General features: G+C 69.1%; 16 protein-coding genes. 2 read left to right on the top strand and 14 right to left on the bottom strand.

What is annotated here, in order from left to right; genetic code table 11:
• Nucleotides 1-2: 2 nt before the first annotated feature.
• From EL493_RS17090 to EL493_RS17045, 10 genes are all read right to left on the bottom strand, one after another.
• Nucleotides 3-6,257: a type I polyketide synthase gene (locus tag EL493_RS17090; RefSeq protein ID WP_022565660.1), complete on the bottom strand. Its 6,255-nt coding sequence runs from the start codon at nt 6,255-6,257 to the stop codon at nt 3-5.
• A gap of 73 nt (nt 6,258-6,330) precedes the next feature.
• Entirely contained in the window at nt 6,331-7,380 is a 1,050-nt protein-coding gene (locus EL493_RS17085) for a 2OG-Fe(II) oxygenase family protein (protein WP_019050607.1), read from the bottom strand.
• A 62-nt stretch (nt 7,381-7,442) separates the two neighbouring features.
• Nucleotides 7,443-8,450 (bottom strand): 2OG-Fe(II) oxygenase family protein, encoded by a 1,008-nt coding sequence (locus tag EL493_RS17080; RefSeq protein WP_019050606.1) that lies wholly within the window; start codon nt 8,448-8,450, stop codon nt 7,443-7,445.
• A gap of 601 nt (nt 8,451-9,051) precedes the next feature.
• Nucleotides 9,052-10,371, bottom strand: coding sequence for an oxygenase MpaB family protein (locus EL493_RS17075; protein WP_019050605.1), 1,320 nt, complete (start codon nt 10,369-10,371; stop codon nt 9,052-9,054).
• A gap of 34 nt (nt 10,372-10,405) precedes the next feature.
• Nucleotides 10,406-11,203 carry an SDR family NAD(P)-dependent oxidoreductase gene (locus tag EL493_RS17070; RefSeq protein WP_022565662.1) on the bottom strand — a complete coding sequence of 266 codons (798 nt, stop codon included), beginning with the start codon at nt 11,201-11,203 and terminating at the stop codon, nt 10,406-10,408.
• A 29-nt stretch (nt 11,204-11,232) separates the two neighbouring features.
• Complete coding sequence (locus EL493_RS17065; protein ID WP_019050603.1) at nt 11,233-12,381, bottom strand: thiolase family protein; 1,149 nt, start codon at nt 12,379-12,381, stop codon at nt 11,233-11,235.
• A complete protein-coding gene (locus EL493_RS17060; RefSeq protein ID WP_019050602.1) occupies nt 12,378-12,785 on the bottom strand; it encodes an OB-fold domain-containing protein in 408 nt (135 codons plus the stop codon). Before EL493_RS17060 ends, EL493_RS17065 begins: the two co-directional genes overlap by 4 nt.
• On the bottom strand, nt 12,782-14,335 hold the full coding sequence (locus EL493_RS17055; protein WP_019050601.1) for a class I adenylate-forming enzyme family protein: 1,554 nt from the start codon (nt 14,333-14,335) through the stop codon (nt 12,782-12,784). The genes EL493_RS17060 and EL493_RS17055 overlap by 4 nt, the downstream gene beginning before the upstream one ends.
• Before the next feature lie 40 nt (nt 14,336-14,375).
• A complete protein-coding gene (locus EL493_RS17050) occupies nt 14,376-15,269 on the bottom strand; it encodes an SDR family NAD(P)-dependent oxidoreductase (RefSeq protein WP_019050600.1) in 894 nt (297 codons plus the stop codon).
• A 1-nt stretch (nt 15,270) separates the two neighbouring features.
• Nucleotides 15,271-16,053 (bottom strand): crotonase/enoyl-CoA hydratase family protein, encoded by a 783-nt coding sequence (locus EL493_RS17045; protein WP_019050599.1) that lies wholly within the window; start codon nt 16,051-16,053, stop codon nt 15,271-15,273.
• Between the two features lie 161 nt (nt 16,054-16,214).
• Between EL493_RS17045 and EL493_RS17040 the strand changes: the two genes are divergently transcribed.
• Together EL493_RS17040 and EL493_RS17035 are read left to right on the top strand one after the other, a co-directional pair.
• Nucleotides 16,215-16,892: a TetR/AcrR family transcriptional regulator gene (locus EL493_RS17040; protein ID WP_019050598.1), complete on the top strand. Its 678-nt coding sequence runs from the start codon at nt 16,215-16,217 to the stop codon at nt 16,890-16,892.
• 184 nt (nt 16,893-17,076) lie between these two features.
• Entirely contained in the window at nt 17,077-18,348 is a 1,272-nt protein-coding gene (locus tag EL493_RS17035; RefSeq protein WP_022565663.1) for an FAD-dependent monooxygenase, read from the top strand.
• Here the strand turns inward: EL493_RS17035 and EL493_RS17030 are convergent.
• From EL493_RS17030 to EL493_RS33155, 4 genes are all read right to left on the bottom strand, one after another.
• Nucleotides 18,288-18,791 carry an OsmC family protein gene (locus EL493_RS17030; protein WP_019050596.1) on the bottom strand — a complete coding sequence of 168 codons (504 nt, stop codon included), beginning with the start codon at nt 18,789-18,791 and terminating at the stop codon, nt 18,288-18,290. The genes EL493_RS17035 and EL493_RS17030 overlap by 61 nt on opposite strands.
• 69 nt (nt 18,792-18,860) lie before the next feature.
• The gene (locus tag EL493_RS32380; protein WP_019050595.1) at nt 18,861-19,001 is read right to left on the bottom strand and encodes a hypothetical protein; all 141 of its coding nucleotides are present in this window, start codon (nt 18,999-19,001) and stop codon (nt 18,861-18,863) included.
• 31 nt (nt 19,002-19,032) lie between these two features.
• Nucleotides 19,033-19,413 carry a cold-shock protein gene (locus EL493_RS33590; RefSeq protein ID WP_019050594.1) on the bottom strand — a complete coding sequence of 127 codons (381 nt, stop codon included), beginning with the start codon at nt 19,411-19,413 and terminating at the stop codon, nt 19,033-19,035.
• The gene (locus EL493_RS33155) at nt 19,379-19,588 is read right to left on the bottom strand and encodes a hypothetical protein (protein ID WP_019050593.1); all 210 of its coding nucleotides are present in this window, start codon (nt 19,586-19,588) and stop codon (nt 19,379-19,381) included. Before EL493_RS33155 ends, EL493_RS33590 begins: the two co-directional genes overlap by 35 nt.
• Nucleotides 19,589-19,736 lie beyond the last annotated feature (148 nt).

Genomic DNA, 19,736 nt, shown 5'->3' with positions numbered 1-19,736 from the left:
GTTCATCCCTTCGAAAGCGTCGTCTCGGCTACGAGAGCCCGCGGTCGGCGATCGTGATCGAGAGCCTCGTCGAGGTAGACGGCGAGTCGGGTCGGCGTGGGGTGGGCCAGAATGTCGGCGACCGTGAGACGGACGCCGATGGCGCTGGTGAGGCGAGTCCGCAGCTCCACGTTGGACAGTGAGTCGAACCCGGCGTCGCGGAAGGTCCGGTCCGTGGCGACGGCGTCGGGATCGCGATGGCCGAGGACGAGTGCCGCGTGCGTACGGATGAAGGCGGTCAGCGCTTTGACCCGTTCGGCGGACGACATCCGCAGGAGTTCCCGGCGCAGGGAGTCGCGCACGCCGGAGCCGGAATCCCCATCGGCCTGCGTGGGGGTGGCTGGCCTGGTCAGTTCGGACACTATCGCGGCCGACGGAGTACCGGGGTCGGCCGGCTCCAGAGCCGTCGCGGCGAGCAGCGGCTCATCCAGTTCGAGTGCCGTGTCGAAAATGGCCAGTGCGCTCGCGGTGTCGAGTGGAGCGATGCCGTGCCGGGCCAGTCGCGCTCGGTCGAGGTCGTCGAGGTTCGAGGTCAACGCGCTGGACTGCTGCCACAGTCCCCACGCGATGGAGGTCGCGGGCAGACCGAGACCGTGCCGATGGTGCGCCAGCGCGTCGAGGAAGGCGTTCGCCGCCGCGTAGTTCGCTTGTCCGGCCGTGCCGACCACGTTGGCGATCGAGGAGAACAGGACGAAGGCGCGCAGGTGCAGGTGCGCGGTGAGCTCGTGGAGATAACGAGCGCCGATCGCTTTCGACGACAGCACCCGCTGGAGCCGATCGACGGTCAGGTCGGTGAACAGGCCGTCGTCGAGTACGCCCGCGGCGTGCACGACCGCGCCCAGCGGGTGCCCCGGCCCGATGCCGCTGATCACCGAGGACAGCGCGGCCCGGTCCGCGACATCACAGGCGACCAGGGTGACCTCCGCTCCCGTCTCGCGAAGTTCCGCGGCCCACTTCCGGACCTCGGCCGACTGATCACCGCGCCGGCCGAGCAGGACGAGATGGCGGCAACCGTGCGCGGTGACGAGGTGGCGCGCCAGCACTCGACCGAGACTTCCCGTACCGCCGGTGATCAAGACGGTCTCGTCGGGCGCGAGCGCGGTGGGCTGGGTCAGGACGAGCTTGCCGGTGCTGTGTCCCTGACTGAGGTGTCGCAGCACTTCCCGGGCGTGACCGACATTCCAGGTCTGAACCGGCAGCGGACCCAGGACGCGGTCGGCGAACAGCGTCCGGAGCTGACCGAGGATGGTTCCCACCCGAGACATCGGCAGTTCCGCGATCGTGAGGTGGTCGTAGGTGATCTCGGGGTACCCGCGCGTGGCGGTGGCGGGATCTCTGAGGTCGGTCCTGCCCATCTCCAGGTAGATCCCACCGGGCCGCAGGAGCCGCAACGAAGCGTCCACCGCGGCGCCGGACAGGCTGCCGAGGACGACATCGACACCGGTGGCGCCGGTGACTTCGGCGATGTGATGTTCGAACCCGAGGGTGCGGGAGTCGGCGATGCGCTCGCGCGGGATCCCCATCGCCGCGACGATCTCCCGCTTGGAATGGCTTGCGGTCGCGTAGATCTCCGCGCCGAGCATCGTGGCGATCTGGATCGCGGCCATGCCCACTCCCCCGGCGGCCGAGTGGATCAGCACGCGCGTGCCCGGTTTCACCTCGGCGAGTTCGACCAGGGCGTGGTACGCGGTGAGGAAGACGATGGGCACGCCCGCTGCCTGGGCGTGGCTCCAGTGCGCGGGCACGGTGAGGACGGCACGGCGGTCGACGACCACGACGGGACCGTAGCCCCCCGGGCGCGCGCCCGCGTGCAGGACGACCGCGGCGACCCGAGCGCCGAGCGCCACATCGTCGACCCCTTCGCCGACCTCGACCACGTCGCCGACCACTTCGAAACCGAGCGCGGTTTCGTCGAGCATGCCGAGCGCGACGAGCGGATCACGGAAGTTCACGCCGGTGGCCAGAACCCGGATCCGCACCTGGTCCGGCTCGAGCGGCAGCGTGACATCGGGTGCCGGCGCGGCCGCCACGCTGTCCAGCGTCTTGTCCGGGCCGGGCACCAGCCGCCATGGCTGCTCGACGGCAGGCGGGCGGAGCAGGTCGTCCGCGGCCGGTACGAGCCGCGGGACGAAAAGCCTCCCGTCGCGCAGAGCCAGCTGCGGATGACCTGCGGCGATCGCGTCGATCAGCGACCGGTGATCGACGGGGCCGGTGCCGACATCGATCAGCCGCAGCCTGCCCGGGTTCTCGGTCTGGGCCGAGCGCATCATGGCCGCGCAGGCCGCCGCGACGGCATCCAGTTCGCGCTCGGCGACGCTCGTGCTGTGGGCGCGGCGCGTGACGCACACGATCAGCGATTCCTGGAGCAGATCGTCGGACAGCAGCTTCTGCGCATCAACCAGCAGACGCGAAAGCTGGTCGAGCAGTGCGGCTTCGCTCGGCAGCTCACCGTGTCGAGTCGACGAACGAAGATCGAGCAGGACTACTTCCGGCACACCTCGCCCGTTCCGGAGCGCGCGGGACAGCGCGTCGGCAACGGGATGGGCATCCGCGCCGGGGAGGTCGCTCGACGGGCCGACCACCGCCCATCGCGCACCGTCGCCTTCCGCGCCGGTGCCCACGTCCACCGGCCGCCACCGGAGCCGGAACGCCTGGCGTGCGCCGGTGGCGAGCATGCTGCGCAGCCCCCGCGTCGTCACCGGGCGTAGGTGCAGATCCGCGAAGTCCGCGACGAGGTTGCCCGCGGGATCGGTGACCCGAACGTGGTACCCGTCCTGTCCGGCCGGGCGGATGGTGGCACGCAGCTCATCGGCCTCGCGCGGCAGGATCCGCGCGGAGCCGATGGCGTACGGCAGCGCGGTGCCGTGCTCGGATCCGCTCAGCAGCAGTGCGTGCAGAATCGAGTCGACCAGGGCGGGGTGGACGGCGAAGTCCTCGGTGCTCGCGCGCTGTCGCTGCCGGACTTCGACGTACAGCGTGTCGTCCGCGCGCCAGGCGGCCGTCAGGTTCCGGAAGGCGGTTCCGTAGTCGTAACCCCGGTCCCGGAGGGCGTCATAGCAGCGGTCGACGGATACCCCGCGACTGCCGTGGGGTGGCCAGTCTCGTTCCGGTAGAACGATTTCGGCGTCGTCCGGGCCGGTGGCCGTCGTCGCCTCGCCGTGGCAGCGCCACGGGCCCGTGTCGCCGCGGTCGCGGGAGTGCAGGGTGACCCGTCGTGCCCCGTCCCTTCCCGCGGGCCCGCACAACACCTGGATGTCGACGGCGGTGTCCGACAGCGGCAGCGGCGAGCTCAGGACGAGGCCGCGCACCCGGTCGGCGCCCACTCGCGTGGCGCACCAGGTGAGTATCTCGACCGTCACCGTGGCGGGCACGATCACCCGATCGAATACCGTGTGGTCGGCCAGCCACGCGTGTTCTGTCAGGTCGAGACGACCGGCGCAGACCACGCTGCCGTCGGCGAGGTCGGTGGTCGCGGTGATCAGCGGATGGTCGGCGATGTCGAACGATCCCGGCCGCGGATTCCGGGACGGCGTGGTCGCGGGAAGCCAGTAGGTCCGGCGTTGCAGCGCGTATGTGGGCAGATCGACCTCGTGGGCACCGGGATACAGTGCCGCCCAGTTCACCTCGGCGCCGTGGGCATGCGCGTCGGCTACCGCAGCGAGGAAGTCCGCACCTGATCCTCGCCCGCGGTGCAGCGTGCCGGTGACCCCGGCGTCGATGTCGACCGCGGCGGCGATCTCGGCGATGGCGCCGGTCAACACGGGATGCGGTGACACTTCGACGAATTGCCGATATCCCGCGGTCAGCGCACACCGGACCGACTTGTCGAAATGTACTGTCCGGCGCAGGTTCTCGAACCAGTACGCGGCATCCAAGCTCGTCGGATCGACGATCTCGCCGGTGGTCGAGGAGATGATGGGCACCGTCGCCGCGTGGGAAGCGATGCCGGCCAGGTCGGCATGGACGCGATCGCGCAGCACCTCCATGTGCGCGCTGTGGGACGCGTAGTCCACCGGAAGCACACAGCTTTCGACACCGGCTGTGTCGCAGTGCCGCAGAAATTCCGTCATCGCTCCGGCGTCGCCGGCGACCACGGTCGTCGACGGTCCGTTGATCACCGCCACCTCGAGCCGGTCGCTCCACCGGCACGACAACTCTCGCGCACGCTCCGCGGGCGCCACCAGCGCGGCCATCGCTCCGCGTCGCTCGACCTCCCGGAGGGCGGCGCTGCGCAGCGCGACCACGCGCGCGGCCTGGTCGAGGGTGAGCGCGCCGGCGACATGGGCGGCGGCGATCTCGCCCTGGCTGTGCCCGATGACGGCGGCGGGTGTGATGCCGAGGCTGCGCCACAGTTCGGCCAGCGACACGTACATCGCGAACAGCAGCGGTTGGATCACCTCGGCCCGGTCGACCTGCGCACTGCGTTCTCCGCGCAGCACTCCCATGACGTCGAAGCTCACGTGGGGTCGCAGCGCCTCGGCGCACCGGCCCATCGCCCGGGCGAAAACCGGTGAGTCGGTCAGCAGCCGGTCGGCCATCCCGACCCACTGCGCGCCCTGGCCCGGAAAGACGAAGACCGGGCCAGGCCCGTGCCGCACCTTCCCCACGGCGACACCGAGCGGACCAGATGCCGTCTCCGCGGCGAAGTCGTCCAACCTGGCGAGCAGTTCCGCGGTGCCGTCTCCGGTGACCACCGCCCGATACGCCAGCGCACTCCGGGTGGTCGCCAGCGACCAGCTCAGATCCACCGCCGAGACATCGCTGTGCGACCGGACGTGCGCGGCCAGCGCCGCGGCCTGGGCGACCAGGGCGGACGGTGACGCCGCGGACAGCGGCCACATCGGCAGCTGCCGCCGCAGCGGCGACGGCTCGGAATGGCGCGGCGGCCGAGGCCTGGCAGCGGTGGGCTCGGGCGCTTCCTCGAGGATCACGTGGGCGTTGGTGCCGGTGATCCCGTACGACAGGACACCAGCGCGACGCGGTTCGCCGGCTCGCGGCCAGGGGCGAGCCTGGTGCAGCAGCCGCATGCCTCCGGTCGACCAGTCGACACCGGGGAGGGGGTTCTCCACATGCAGCGTGGCGGGGAGCAGCTCGTGCTGCAGCGCGAGCACCATCTTGATGAGACCGGCCAGCCCGGCCGCCGCGAGGGTGTGGCCGATGTTCGATTTGACCGAGCCCACCCACAGCGGGTCGTCCGGAGAGTGGTGCCGGGCGTAACCGGCCTGCAGGGTCGCCGCCTCGGTCGCGTCGCCGAGCGGAGTGCCAGGGCCGTGCGCTTCGATGGCGCCGATGTGGCGGGGAAGCAACCCCGCGTCGTCGAGCGCGGCGGCGATCACCGCCTGCTGGGCCCGCCCGTTCGGCGCCTGCAGGGTGGCACTGGCGCCGTCCTCGTTGACCGCGCTGCCGCGGATCACCGCCAGCACCGGCTTCCCCAGGAGCCGGGCCCGCGCCAACGGCATGAGGATCAACGAGGCGACCCCCTCCGCGGGCGCGAAACCGTTGCCGTCGGCCGAGAATCCGCGGGAGCGGCCATCCACGGACAGCACCCGGTGCCGCGAATAGCGCGCCAGCATCGACGGATCCGAGATCGCGGTGGCGCTGCCGACGATCGCGACCTCGCAGTCACCCGACCGCAGTGCGCGTACCGCCAGGTGCACGGCGACCAGCGCCGACGAGCAGGCGGTGTCCACGGTGATGGCGGGCCCGTTCAAGCCGAGCGCATAGGCGATCCGTCCTGAGGTCGCGCTCAGCATCGTGCCCATCAGCAGATGCCTTTCCAGGCCCGGAATCCGGGAACCCGCCAGGCCGTAGTAGCTGTCGGTCGCGCCGACATACACCCCGGAGCGCACCGCGCTCAGCGACCGTGGGCTCGAACGCGCACGTTCCAGCGCCAGCCAGGAGCTTTCCAGCAGCATGCGCTGTTGCGGATCCATGGTGGTGGCCTCACGCGGACCGATCCCGAACAAGCCGGCGTCGAAGTCGCCGAGGTCGCGCAGGAAGCCACCCTGCCGGATGTAGGTGGTCCCCTCGACGGACGGGTCCTCGTTGTACACGCGGCCGAGGTCCCACCCACGATCCGTCGGAAGTCCGGAGGAGACATGCCGCCCTTCGGCGAGAACGCGCCAATACCCGTCCGGATCATCGGCTCCGGGAAAACGGCAGTCCAGACCGACGATCGCTATCGACTCGTTCGGCCCGGAGCCTCGGTGGTTGATCATCGCACCATTCATTCGTCGCGGGTACACACAGGATCGGAGCCGAATGCCGGAAAGAAGCTCAGGCGCAGCGCGTCTAGTCGTCGTAGTCCACGTACTTCCCGGCCAGCTTCGCCATGAAATCCATGGCGCCGATCGGGCGGTACTTGGGGGTGCAGCCGGGCCAGACCTCGAGTACCGACGCCTCGCGGGGAAGAACGAGATAGGGCACAGAGATCCGCGACACCGCCCGGTCCGCCGAATCTCGCGGCGCGCACACCCGATGCGAACACGAACGGAACCGATCGTTGCTGACCATCTGGAGCCAGTCGCCGCTGTTCAGGATCAGGGACCCGGGTGGCGCCGTGATCCTGCTCCAGGTCTTGCGCTCCGGGTGGAAGACCTGCAATCCCTCGATCGGGTTGGCGGGCAACAGGGTGATCAAGCCGTAGTCTTCGTGAGTCATGAACCGGCCCGTGTTCTCGATGTCGCCGGTTCCGGCCGGGAAGGCCGGGTAGTGGTTGATCCGCAGTACCCCGTACGGCGGCGAGAGTTCCTCGTCGTAGAGGGAAGGATCGATGCCCAGATACTCGAGCAGGGCCCGCACGAGCGGCAATGTCAAGTCCTCGCACGCCTGCCAATACGGCCGCAGCGCGGCTTCGAACTTCTCGTCCGGCCAGAACGTCAGCGCCTTGTCGTGATCCTCGCCGGTGACGCGGAAGGAATCGCGAAAGAACTCCCAGGCTTCCACCGCATTGGGGCGTGTCGGTGTCCACTGCTGGACAGCGAAGTATCCGCGACGGAACGCGCCCCCGTACACGTAATCGGTTGCGGCGAAAGCCAGCTTCCGCTGCTCGGGGACCGAGGTGAAGAGTTCCAGCGCGCTCGCATCCGTGGCCTGTAGCGAGGCGGCATCGATGCCATGATTGATCAGGATCGCGAGCCCGGTATCCGCCATGGCGCTGCCGAGTGTCTCGATGAAACGTTTTCGCGCGGTCGCGCTGCCCGTGAGATCGGAGACATCGCAGACCGGCGGCTCGAAACTGTCGTCGAATACGTCGTCGATACCTTCTTCGAGTGAATAGTCGAGATCCTTGTCCACCACACCGAATTTGCCGAGCGCCTTTTTGGCATTGCTGGTACCCACGTTGTCACCTCTGAGAAGATTCCCGCCGTCGGCGAGCGAATTCGAACCGAACAGGGCCGACGTCAGCGATCCAGATACCTGGCCGCGAGCCTGGTCATGAAATCCCGGCCGCTGATCGGTTGATACTTCGGTTCGAAGCCGGGCAGCACTTCCACGACCGATGTCTCGTGCGGGTGCACCACGTATGGAATGGTGAGCCGGGGCACCGCGCGCTGGGCGGGATCGCGCGGCACACTGACGCGATGGGTGCAGGAATGGAAATGGTCGTTGCTGATCATCTTCAGCCAGTCGCCGCTGTTCAGCACGAAGGACCCGGCCGGCGCGTCGACCCTGCTCCAGGTCTTGCGCCGGGGATGGAAGAGCTGCAGCCCTTCCACCGGCGTAGCGGGCAGGAGGGTGATCAAGCCGTAGTCCTCGTGCGCGATGACGCGGCCGGTCTTCCCGGACTCGGCCACGGCATCGGCGATCGGCGGATAGTGGTTGAACCTCAGCACGCTGTTCGGCGGGGACAGTTCGTCGTCGTACAACGACGGCTCGACGCCCAGGTATCGGAACATCGAGTGCACGAGCGGGAGCACCAGCCGCTCACACGCCTGCCAATACGGTCGCAGCGCGACCTCGAATCGCTCGTCCGGCCAGAAGGCGAGAGCCTTGTCCGCGTCTTCTCCGGGCAGGCGGAAGGCGGCTTTGTCGAGCTCCCACGCTTCTACCGAATTCGGTAGCGACGGCGTGCTCTCCTGCAGCGGAATGTATCCCATCTGCAGCGGCTCGCCGAAGGTGCAGTCCGTCGCGACGAACTTCAGCTTTTCCTCGAGGGGTGTCTTCGTGAACATCCGCAGCGCCGCGTCGGCGGCGGCCGGCAGCACCGCCTCGGCTCCGTGGTTGATCAAGATGGCGAGCCCGACATCCGCCATGGCGGCGCCGAGCCGGTCGATGAATCGATGCCGCGCCGCCGTATCACCGCCGAGGTCCGCCAGGTCACAGACGACCGGCTCGAAACTGTCGTCGAAAATGTCATCGGGACTTTCGATCAGCGAATATTCCAAACTATCGAGATCGTTCTCGACCACCTGGAATTCTGTGTGCTCCGCATCGGTGGTATTTGCGCTCACGCCGGCCCCCTACATAATAGTGATCTGGCGTCCGGGCATCGATCAACTCGACGTCTGGATCAACTCGAGAAGGATCGAATAGGCCGAAACTACTGCGTGAATCAAGATTGCCCCACTGCCGGTGGAACTGTCAACAGCCGTTCCGAGAACTGCCAGACGGAACCGAGTCCACCCATCGATAGCTAAATTTCGGCAATCCGACGGGGGTGTTTGCCGGAAACCTCCCGTCCGGTTCGCAATATTAGTTTGGCAAATTTTTGCACGATGACTGACGCAATCAGCGGGCGAATAACATTCTTCGGCACGTGGCACGGCGTTTTGCGCGTCGCCGGCATGCACACCGACGACCGTCGAGTTACCGGACCGCTGTTCTCCTCCCGGAGGACACGCGCCGATCGCGGAGCCGGGAACGACCCCGCCCGCCCACGAGTGCCCGGCGCATCGGGGATGCTACGGCGATACCCGTTGCGAGCGCAGCCGTTTCGGCGACCGGGACCCGACCTCGGTCGAAGCTGAAATACCCTGCAACACAATAGTTTCCGTCTCCGACGCCCCGCCCCTAGCGCTCGCCGACCTGGTACGTCGCAGCATCGGTGGTGAATTCGGCATGGCCGAGCCGCACCAAGTACCTGTCGATCTTGCGCACCAGGCTCGCATCGGCGGCCGCGCGCGTGACGGGTAGCCGGAGCAGGACGCGGTAGCCGAACTGGCGGCCGAAGGCGAACGCGAATGTCGTTGCCGCGCGGATCTTGTCGGCGACCGTGAGTGGGATACCCATGGCGGAGGCCTGCTCCTCGTCACCGGCCAGGGCGGCCTTGACGAAGAAGACTTTGGCGGTGCTGCGTTCCAGGTGATCGCGCAGGCGGCTGAGGCGGCTGCGATCGGGTTCGGTGTAGGCCCGCATAGTGGCGCGGACCAGCGCGCCGCAGGTCGCGTCGTCGTAGGACTTGCGCAACGTGGCCTGCCGGGTGCCCATGACGTCGACGATCGCGCCGGGGGTCGCGGGCAGCAGATCCTCGGGCAGTCCGAGTAGATGGCAGCGGTAGCGCGCGAATTCGACCTGGGCCTGTTCGTCGGGAGTGAAGTGGTCGCGGCCCTGTTCCAGTACCCGTAGAGCGAGCAGCAGGGTCGGGATGAGGCCGGCGGGCATCTGATCCGACTGTGGGATGGGGATGCCGTACACCGCCGAGTCCCAATCGCGGCGCAGGATATTGAAGCGGACCATCGAGTGCATGAGCCGGACCTTGGCCGCGGCCTTGAACCCGACACCGTGCCGGTCCAGCGCGCCGGGCAGGGTGGTGCAGGCGAAGAAGGAGGCGGTTTCCTTCATCCGCCGTCCCGCGGTCTCGGTGCCGAGGGAGCCGGTGATGGCCATCGGCAACGCCGCGTAGGCGTTGAGGAAGGTGCCGACGAAGGCTCCGCGGATCACGAACGGCATGAGGTGCGCGACCATGTTCCGTTCGATCCGGGCGCCCTTCTCGACCAGGTCCCGGTCGAGCCAGCCGGGGACGCGCTCCATGTCGGCGAGGAATGCCACCAGCTCGGCCGGCGGGTTCTCGACACTGTCGATCCCGCCCGCGCAGGCCTGGTCGAGCATCTCGACCAGGCGCCGGAATCCGTACTCGGGCATGAGTGCCGCGTAGGCGTCGGCGACGAGATCGCCGAGCATCGTGTAGGCCTCGATCATGGCGACGCGGTCGCGATCGGCGAGCAGGCGCGGGCGCAACACCGCGAGTTCGGCGCGGATCGCGCTCTCGGCGTCGGGTGCGTCGGTGAATCGTTCCGGGCGCCGGGTGAAATCGACGGCGCCGTACATGTCGGGCAGCAGGTGCTGCTGGAGGGCGATCCGTTCACGGATGCCGGCCAGGGAGGTGGTCATGGTCGATGGCCTTTCGCAGTGGTTGGTACGGCGGTCACAGGGTGAGTGAGTATCCGCCGTTGACGGGGATGGTTTGGCCGGTGATCCATCCGGCGAGGTCGGAGGCCAGGAAGAGGATCATGTGCGCGGCGTCGTCGGGCTCGCCGAATCGCCGGATCAGATACCCGGACAGCACTTTCGCGGCGAAGTCGGGGTCGGCGATCGCGTCCGCGATCGCGGGTGTCCGGGTGGCGCCCAGCGCGACGCAATTGGCGGTGACGCCGATGCGGCCGCCCAGTCGCGCGATCGACCTGGTGAACCCGGCGGCGCCGGCCTTCGCACCGGAATAGGCTTCCATGCCGTTGATTTCGCCGACCCGGCCCGCGTCGGAGATCACGGTGATCACCCGGCCGTAGCCGCCGGCCCGCATCAGCGGCAAGACGTGCCGTGTCGCGGTCATCACGCCGTGCAGATTGACGTGGAGGTACAGCGCCCAGTCGCCGGGGCCCTGCTCCCAGAACGGCCGCCGCACCTGCGGGGCGAGGTCGGCGCCACGGTTGCCCGCGTTGTTCACCAGGATGTCTATTGTGCCCAGTTCGGCTGCGGCGCTGCGGATCACGGCGCCGAGCCGGTCGAAATCGCCGACATCGGCCACCGCCGCGATCGCTACCGCACCGGTCGCGCGCAGCCGGTCGACGAGCTCGTCGGCGCGGCCCTGGTCGACGTCGTTGACGATCACCGCCGCACCGCGGGCGGCGGCCAGTTCGGCGACGCGGCGGCCGACACCCTGGCCCGCGCCGGTGATCAGCGCGGTGCGGTTGGTCAGCGTCAACGGATCGTCCGCTGTCGTCATCGGTGGTCGCTCCGCAGACGGCGCACCGGCTACTCCCCCGCTCGCAGGATGTGCACGGCGCAGACAGCGCCGAGGCCGACCATGTGCGCCAGCCCGGTCCGCGCGCCACGATGCTGGCGGGGGCCTGCCTCGCCCCGGAGCTGGGTGGTGATCTCCCCGATCTGGCCGACGCCGGTGGGCCCGATCGGATGCCCCGATCCCAACAGGCCCCCGGAGGTGCTGATCGCGACCCGGCCGCCGAGATCGAACTCGCCTCGTTCCAGCGCGGCCGCGGCCTTACCCTCCTCGGCCAGCCCCATCGCCTCGACGTACTGGAGTTCCTCGATGGTGAAGGCGTCGTGGAGCTCCACCACATCGAGATCGTCGGGCCCGATTCCGGCCTGGCGGTAGGCCGCCCACGCCGTTGCCCGGGTGAGCTCGGCATCGAAACTCCGTGCGCCGTAGAGCTCTTCGCTGCGCAGCACCGAGGACAGCACCCGTACGCAGCGCGAGCGATCCAGTCCCAGCGAATCGATCGCGTCGTCGGAGACGACGATCGCCGCCGCCGCGCCCTCACCGAGCGGACAGCACTGCAGTCGCGTCAGCGGACCCGCCAGTGGCGGACCGGCCAGGACCTCCTCGATGGTGCGTGCACGCGGCCGCTGCGCGTTCGGATTCCACGCCGCGTTCGCGTAGTTCTTCACCGCGACGGCGGCCAGCTGATCCGGGGTCGCGCCGTAGCGGTCGAGGTACTCCGATGCCAGCAGCGCGAAGTGCGCCATCGGCGGCACGTAGGCGGCCGCCGGAGTCGGAACACCGGTCGAGGCGGGCGCCCCGCCCGCGCCCGGGAGCTTGTCGACCCCGAGCACCAGCGAGATGTCGCTCGTCCCGGCGGCCACATCGTGGCAAGCCAGGCGAAAGGCGGTGGACCCGGACGCCGAGGCGTTCTCCACCTGCATCATCGGTATCCCGGTCACGCCGAGATGCTTGAACAGCGGCCGCGACGCCGCCATTCCCAGCAGCGCGGTCGCGGTGTACGCGCTGTCGACGGCAGCCCACCCGATGCCCGCGTCACCGAGCGCTTCCCGGACCGCGGTCAGTCCCAACCGGACGTAGGGCGTGTCGCCGGGCTTCTGATAACGATGCCAGCCGACGCCCGCGACGTACACCGGTCGCTGCTGCGCGAGGGTGATCTTCACCTGTCCCCCTGTGTGATCGGTGTGAATCGCAGCTCGGCGACCTGGACGCTGTCGCGCTCGAGCGTCACGGTCACGGCCCGCACCCGGGTATCGATCCCGGCGTCGCGGCCATCGATCAGTACCGAGCGCACCATCGGCCCCTCGTCGAGCACGATCGAGGCCAGCGTGTAGGGCGCGCCGACACGATGATTCGGCGCGAGATGGATGTCCGTGACGGCCGTGACCGTGCCTCTGCCCGCCAGCGCGATCCGCCGCACCCGGTCACCGTGGTCGCCGTTGTTCTCGGAGCCGTATTCCTGGAACGGATAGGACACGAATCCGTCGGAGTCACGCAGCCCGAACAGCCGGGGCACTCCGTCCTCGTCCACCTCGTAGAGGGCGGGCTCGGCCGAGATCGCGGTCATGCCGTGGCGCCCTTGTCCGCGACGTAGGCGGCGCGCAGTACCCGTTTGAGCGTCTTGCCCATCGAGTTGATCGGAATCTCGTCGACGAACTCGATCACCCTGGGCCACTTGTATTTCGCGAGTTTGCCGTCACAGTGGGCCAGGATCTCGGCCGTGGTCAGGGTCGCGCCGGGAACGGTCTGGACGAAGGCCATCGGTTGTTCGCCGTGGTCGTCGTGGGGCACTCCGATGACCGCGACATTGATCACCTCGGGGTGTGTCACGATCACGGCTTCGCTCTCGGCGGGATAGATGTTCACCCCACCGGAGATGATCATGTCGGTGATCCGGTCGGACAGGAACAGCACACCTTCGTCGTCGAGGTAGCCGACGTCGCCGGTGTAGTAGTAGCCGTCGGCGTCGATCTTCTCCTCCCCCAGTGGCCCACGTCCGATGTAGCCGCTGATGACGGCGGGAGTCTTGACGGTGATCTCCCCGGCGGTTCCGGCGGGCACGGGGCGGCGCGACTCGTCGACGATACGGACCCGTACCTGCCGGAACGGGAAGCCGGTCGCGGCGGGCTTGCGCCGCAACAGTTCCGGGGTCGCGCCCGCGATCATGCCCGCCTCGGTCGCGCCGTAGACCTCGTAGACGACATCGCCGAAGGCGTCGATGGCCTGTTGCTTGAGCTGCGCGCTGAACGGCGCCGCGCCGCCGCCGAGGAACCGCAGCGTCGAGGTGTCGTAGCGAGCGCGGAGCTCGGTGGGCAGTTTGAGGATGCGGTGCAGCATGGTCGGCACCGACACCCAGTGGGTCACCCCGTGTTCGGCGATCAGCGCCAGCACCTGCTCGGCGTCGAAGCGGCGCTGGAAGACCACCGTGCCGCCGGTCGCCAGGGCGTATTCGGTGTAGGACGGACCCACGCCGTGATGCATCGGCAGATTGATCAACGTCGTATTGCCGGGACCGCCCACGGCGAGGTCGAACTGCACCGAGGTCCGGTAGTCGCGCAGCACCCCCTCGTCGACATCGGTCAGGAAGCTCGCCAGCGGCGCGCCTTTGGGTGCGCCGGTCGTGCCCGAGGAGTAGATGATGAGCGGCGCCAGCGACAGGGCCACCCGGTCGCGCTCGGCGCCCTCGGCGATCAGGTCGGCCAGCAGTTCGGTCCCGTCGGCGGCGACGTCGACCGACACGATCACCTTCAACTCGAGCGCGCCCCAGGCCTCGACGACGGCCGAGGGCTCCGCGTCGTCGACGATGGCGGCCTTCACTTCGCAATCGGCGGCGATGTACCGGGTTTCCGGCGGCGAGAGCCGATAATTCACCGCGACGATGACCGCCTGCAGTTTGGCCAGCGCCAGCGAGACGATCAGCCATTCCAGGCGGGTGTGCATCCGGACCGCGACGCGGTCGCCCTCGGTCACCCCGCGCCGGGCCAGCGAGTCGGCGAGCCGGTCGGCTTGCGAGTTCCACGCGCGCCAGGTCAGGGTGCGGTCACCTTCGGTGGCGCAGACGGCGTCGAGATTCGCCGGCGCGTAGGCGGGCGACGGGGTCAGCGGGTGTGGGGACATGGTTGCTCCTCTTCGAGCGGTGTCGAGCGGTCGGGCGGGGTCAGGACAGGCCGCCGCGGGCGCCGCCGCTGACGGGGACGACCTGGCCGGTCACGAAATCGGACAGTGGGGAGGCGAGCCAGAGGATGGCGTCGGCGGCCTCCCGGATGGTTCCGGTGCGGCCCAGCGCCGCACCGAACATCGGTCGCGGTGCGAACAGGTCGCGTTCCTCGGCCGGGTCGAAACCCATTGCCGCGAGGGTCTTGTCGGGGACGCCGAGCGCCACTTCGCGGCCGTCGACGGTGATGGTCTGCCCGGCCGATCGCGGTGCGCCGAACCGGGTCTGGATCACGCCGAACGCGACGGCGTTGACGTTGACATTGGCGGCGCCCCACTCGGTGGCGAGCGTTTTGGTCAGGCCGATCAGACCCGCCTTCGCCGCGGCGTAGTTGGCGGCCCCGGCATTGCCGAAACTGGCGGCCAGGGAGGTGACATTGACGATCTTGCGATGCCGGACGACGCCGTTCTCCGCCTCCGCGCGGCCGGCGTCGCGGAAGTAGGGCGCGGCGGCGCGGCAGATGCGGAACGGTGCCAGCAGGTGGATGTCGAGCATCGCCTGGAACTGCTCGTCGGTCATCCGGTGCACCGGCGCGTCCCAGAAGTAGCCCGCGCTGTTGACGATGATGTCGATGCCGCGCCCGGCCGCGGCGACGGATGCGATGAGCTCGTCCGGCATGGCAGCGTCGGTCAGGTCGCCGGCGAAGGGCACCGAATCGTTGCCGATCTCGGCGGCGACCTCGGTGGCGAGCTCGGCGTCGAGATCGACGACGACCACCCGGGCGCCGTTGGCGGCCAGCGCCTCGGCGGTCGCGCGGCCGATGCCGTTGCCCGCGCCGGTGACGATGGCGGTTCTGCCTGCCAGCAAGGTGCTGCTGAGGGTGGGGGTGGTCAGCATGTCAGCGGCCTTTCCATTGCGGCGCGCGCTTCTCGATGAACGCGCGAATTCCTTCTCTGGTGTCGTCGGACCGGATCGCCGGGCCCGCGAACGCCATCTGGTGCTGCCAGGCCTCCGCGTCGGACCACTCGAAGCTGTGCGCCACGATGGCCTTGCTCGCCACCACGGCCAGCGGTCCCGCCGCCACGATCTGCTCGGCCAGCTCCGTCGCGGCCGCGACCGCCTGCCCCACCGGCACCAGCCGGTTGACAAGGCCCATCCGATGGAAGTCCGCCGCGGGCAACGGTTTTCCGGTGAGCGCCAGTTCCATGGCGATGTTGACCGGGATCCTGCGCGGCAGCCGGAACAGCCCGCCGCCGACCGCGACCAGCGCCCTGGCCGCCTCGGGCAGGCCCATCCGTGTCGCCTCGGTGGCGACGATCAGGTCACACGCCAGGCACAGCTCGAACCCACCGGCGAGCGCGTCCCCTTCCACCGCGGCGATCAGCGGCTTGACCGGCGGCTTCGCCATGACCCCGAAGCCGCCGCGACGTGCGGTCACCGCCATGTCCCCGTCCGCGGCGGCTTTGAGGTCCTGCCCGGCCGAGAAGGTCGGCCCGGCGCCGGTGATGATCGCGACCCGCAGCGTGTCGTCGGCCTCGTAGTCGTCGATGACCGCTTCCAGCGCCCGTGCGGTCGCGCTGTCGAAGGCGTTGCGGCGCTCGACCCGGTCGATCGTGATCAGCAGCACCCGGCCGCCGGATCGGCGCTCGGTGCGGATGACGCCCTCGGCGCTGTCGGTCATATGTCGTTCCTTCGTGGTTGTTCCCGGACACCGTGCTCGGCGTCACAGTCAGGCCAACCATAGTTACTTGCTGACCATCTAGCAAGTAACTATTCCGATGGCTGCCCGAATGCCGGAACCTCTTGCCGAACGGTCAGCAAGTACGCTGCTACGGTTTCGCCATGTCCGGAAGTCAGTCGAAGACCGCCACCGATCCATCGGCCGGCGCCGCCCGCACCCCGCGCCGCACCCAGCAGGAACGCACCGCGCAGGCGGAACGGGCCCTCCTGGACGCCGCGGCGGTGCTGTTCGCGCGGCGCGGCGTGGAGCGGACCTCGCTCGCCGACGTCGGCGTCGAGGCGGGCTACAGCCGGGGACTGGTCAATCACCATTTCGGCAGCAAGGCCGCGCTGATCGACCGATTGGCGCGCGACATCCAGACCCGGTTCGCCGCCGGGATCGTCGCCAGGATGACCGAATCCGGCGACGACGCGATCGAGACCGTGGTGAACCTGGTGCGGGATTACCTGTCGGCACTGGTGTCCCTGCCCGAGACGGGCCGGGCGTTCTTCGTCATGTGGTCGTCCGCGATCCCGGCCGACGCGGCCCTGCGCTCGGTCTTCGCCTCCGACGACGCGCTGTTCCGGGTGGGCGTCGAGGCCGTCGTGCGCGCGGGACAGCAGGAGGCGAGCGTGGACGGCGAGCTCGATCCGGCGGCGACCGCGGTCATGCTCGTCGGAATGCTGCGCGGAGTGGGCGCGCAGTACCTCATCGCGCCGGACGCCTTCGATCTGGCGGCGGCGATCGACACCGGACAGCGCATGGTCCGGCAGAGCCTGACCCCGCGGACTCGGAAATAGCCTGGACCGCAATGATTCCGGTGGCTTGCGACCACCGGAATATTCAGGGTTTCCGCGGGCATGCGCAGGTGCACCGATGAATTCTCGGTCGATCCATCGTCGACATCTCTGGATACACCACCGATGGTGGATTCAGTAGAGCAATCGACCCGGACAGTGGTTCCGCGGGTGATCTGGAGGCGCAGTGGGCGAGACCAGGGTGTTGGTGGCGGGAGCGAGCATCGCGGGGCCGGCGCTGGCCCACTGGTTGCATCGGTGGGGAGCCACGGTGACCGTGGTGGAGCGGGCCGCCGCACTGCGGCCCGGCGGCCAGGCCGTGGACGCGCGCGGAGTGACCAAGGAGGTCATCCGGCGCATGGGACTGGATCCCGCGGTGCGCGCCGCCTGCACCCAGACCATCGGCGCGCACACCGTGGACGCGGACGGCACCGTACTGGAGACGTTCCGGGTGGACGACGACGGTGGCGACGGGTTCATCGCCGAGATCGAGATCCTGCGCGGTGACTTGTCGCAGGTGCTCTACGACGACACCCGCGACCATGTCGAGTACCTCTTCGGCGACCGGATCGCCGAACTCTCCCAGGACGCCGCTGGCGTCGAGGTGGTCTTCGCGAGTGGCAACCGGCGGCGGTTCGAGCTGGTCGTCGGCGCCGACGGACTGCATTCAGGTTTGCGCGCACTGGTTTTCGGTCCGCACGAGCAGTTCGTCCGCCACCTCGGGCACGCGCTGGCCTTCTTCAGCGTGCCCAACGAGTTCGGGCTCGACAAGTGGCTGCTCGACTATCAGGAATCCGGGCGTTCGTCCGGGCTGCGGCCGATCCAGGACGCCACCCGGGCGATGGCCATGTTCTCCTTCCCGGCCGCCGACATCGACATCGACTACCGCGACGTCGAGGCCCAGAAGCGACTGCTGCGGGAGCGGATGGACGGCATGGGCTGGCTGACCCCGCGCATTCTGGCGCATCTGGACGACACCCCGGACTTCTACCTCGACCAGGTCGCCCAGGTCGTGCTGGATCGCTGGTCGCGGGGGCGGGTGGGGCTGCTCGGCGACGCGGCGTTCAGCTCCTCCCCCATGTCGGGCCAGGGCACCGGGCTGGCCCTGGTCGGCGCCTATGTGCTCGCCGGCGAACTGGCCGCCGCCGAGTGGAACCCCGACCTGGGTTTCGCCCGTTACGAGGCGCGGATGCGCTCGTTCGTCGAGGCGAATCAGGAGATCGCCCAACTGAACGCCCGCACTCGCGAGGTTCCCGGACCGGAGTCCGAGCCCGTCCCGGATTTCACCGGCGAGTGGTTCGCCGAGCTGGTGGAGCGTGCGATCAACGGGGTCGAACTGCCCGACTACACCGGAGTGCCGGACACGTCGACGGCCGACGCGGCGCTGTCAGACGGAGATCAGCGGCGGCGGACGACGATGTCGGGTGGGTCGGCCAGCGACCGCCCGACGACGCAGTAGCGCTCGGTCACCTTCGCGAGGCGGTCCAGGGCCGCATCCTCCGCGTCGGTGTCGACGAGGAAGGTGACGACCACGTTCTGCACCCCGATCGGCGCTTCCCGGTCGACACCGAGGGTTCCGCGAGCGTCGAAGAATCCTTCGGCTGTCCCCTCCACGTTGCGCAGCGGGATCCCGGTCGCTGTCGCCACCGAGTTCAGCGTGACCCCGGCGCAGGCGAGCAGCGCTTCGAGCAGCATGTCGCCCGAGCAGGCATCCGTTCCGTCACCTCCGGTGGCGCGGTGCAACCCGGCGCGACTCACGCCGGCGAACTGATCGACGTCGAAGGTGACCCCCGGTGACCCGATCCGGCCGGCCGCGCGCAGCGGGGTCAGCGCCGAATCGGGGTCCTGGCGATACTGCTCCTTCAACGGCGCCTGGGCGGCACGCAACCGGGTCGGGTCCATGATCTGACGCTAGTCCCGCACCGCCCGGATTTCGAGAACTGACAATGCGCGGTGCCCGTGACGCACTCGCTATGGTCGCGGTCGGTGCGGCGGGGGCACCCCGTCCATGATCTCGGTCCACCAGGTGTCCAGGGGGCTGGGTTCGGGCCAGTGGATCACGACCGGCTCGACAGCCGCGGGCGTGTCGGCGACGACGTTGTCAGTGGGCATGGAGCTACCTCGTAGTTGATCGGAAAGACGGTCAGGCGGCTCGCGCGCGGCAGTGGATCCGGCGTGACCGCGGTGACTGCGGGCGGACCCCGTCCAGCGGCGTCGGATCGGCGGCGGGCTCGTCGTAGGTCAGGATCCGGATGGCTTCGGGCCCGCGGCCGTTGTCGCCGGCGGCGAAGACCACGCGCTGCCCGGCGCGCAGGGTCTTGTAGCCCGGCGCGTCGATGGCGGTGAAGTCGCAGAACACCGCGGGCCCGCCGCGGTCGGGGATCAGGAACCCGAAACCCTTCTCGGCGTCGAACCAGTCGACCCGGCCGGGATGCCACGCCGGCGAGTCGGCGCAGGCATGGCGATGGGGATCCAGCTCGGCGGGAAGGTCAGTAGGCGAGGCAGGACAGATCGTCGTCGGCACTGGGAACACTCCATGCTTGATCGATACGGTCGGACAGGTCAGCGGTGTCGATGCTGTGCTCGGACGCACCGGCGTGCACCGCGGCGGCATCGAGGCCCAGCTCGCGGTCGGCGTCGGAGACGAAGGTCTGCTGGTCGGCGCGGTCGGCCGACGAGGCGGTCGGTAAGACGGTCATCGGGTCCTCCTGGACAACTCTGCCGGACGGGCTGTGCACGGTGGCCGAACCCGATCGGGTCCGGCCACCGTGTTCACTGGAGTCGAATCGAGCTCACTGGAAGAGTTTTCGGGGATCGGTCGATACCCATCACCTCGCTTTCGATACC

Source organism: Nocardia asteroides (genome assembly GCF_900637185.1).
GTDB classification, from domain to species: domain Bacteria; phylum Actinomycetota; class Actinomycetes; order Mycobacteriales; family Mycobacteriaceae; genus Nocardia; species Nocardia asteroides.
Note: the sequence above shows the minus strand (reverse complement) of the source record. Positions and strands in the feature narration are given on the sequence as shown.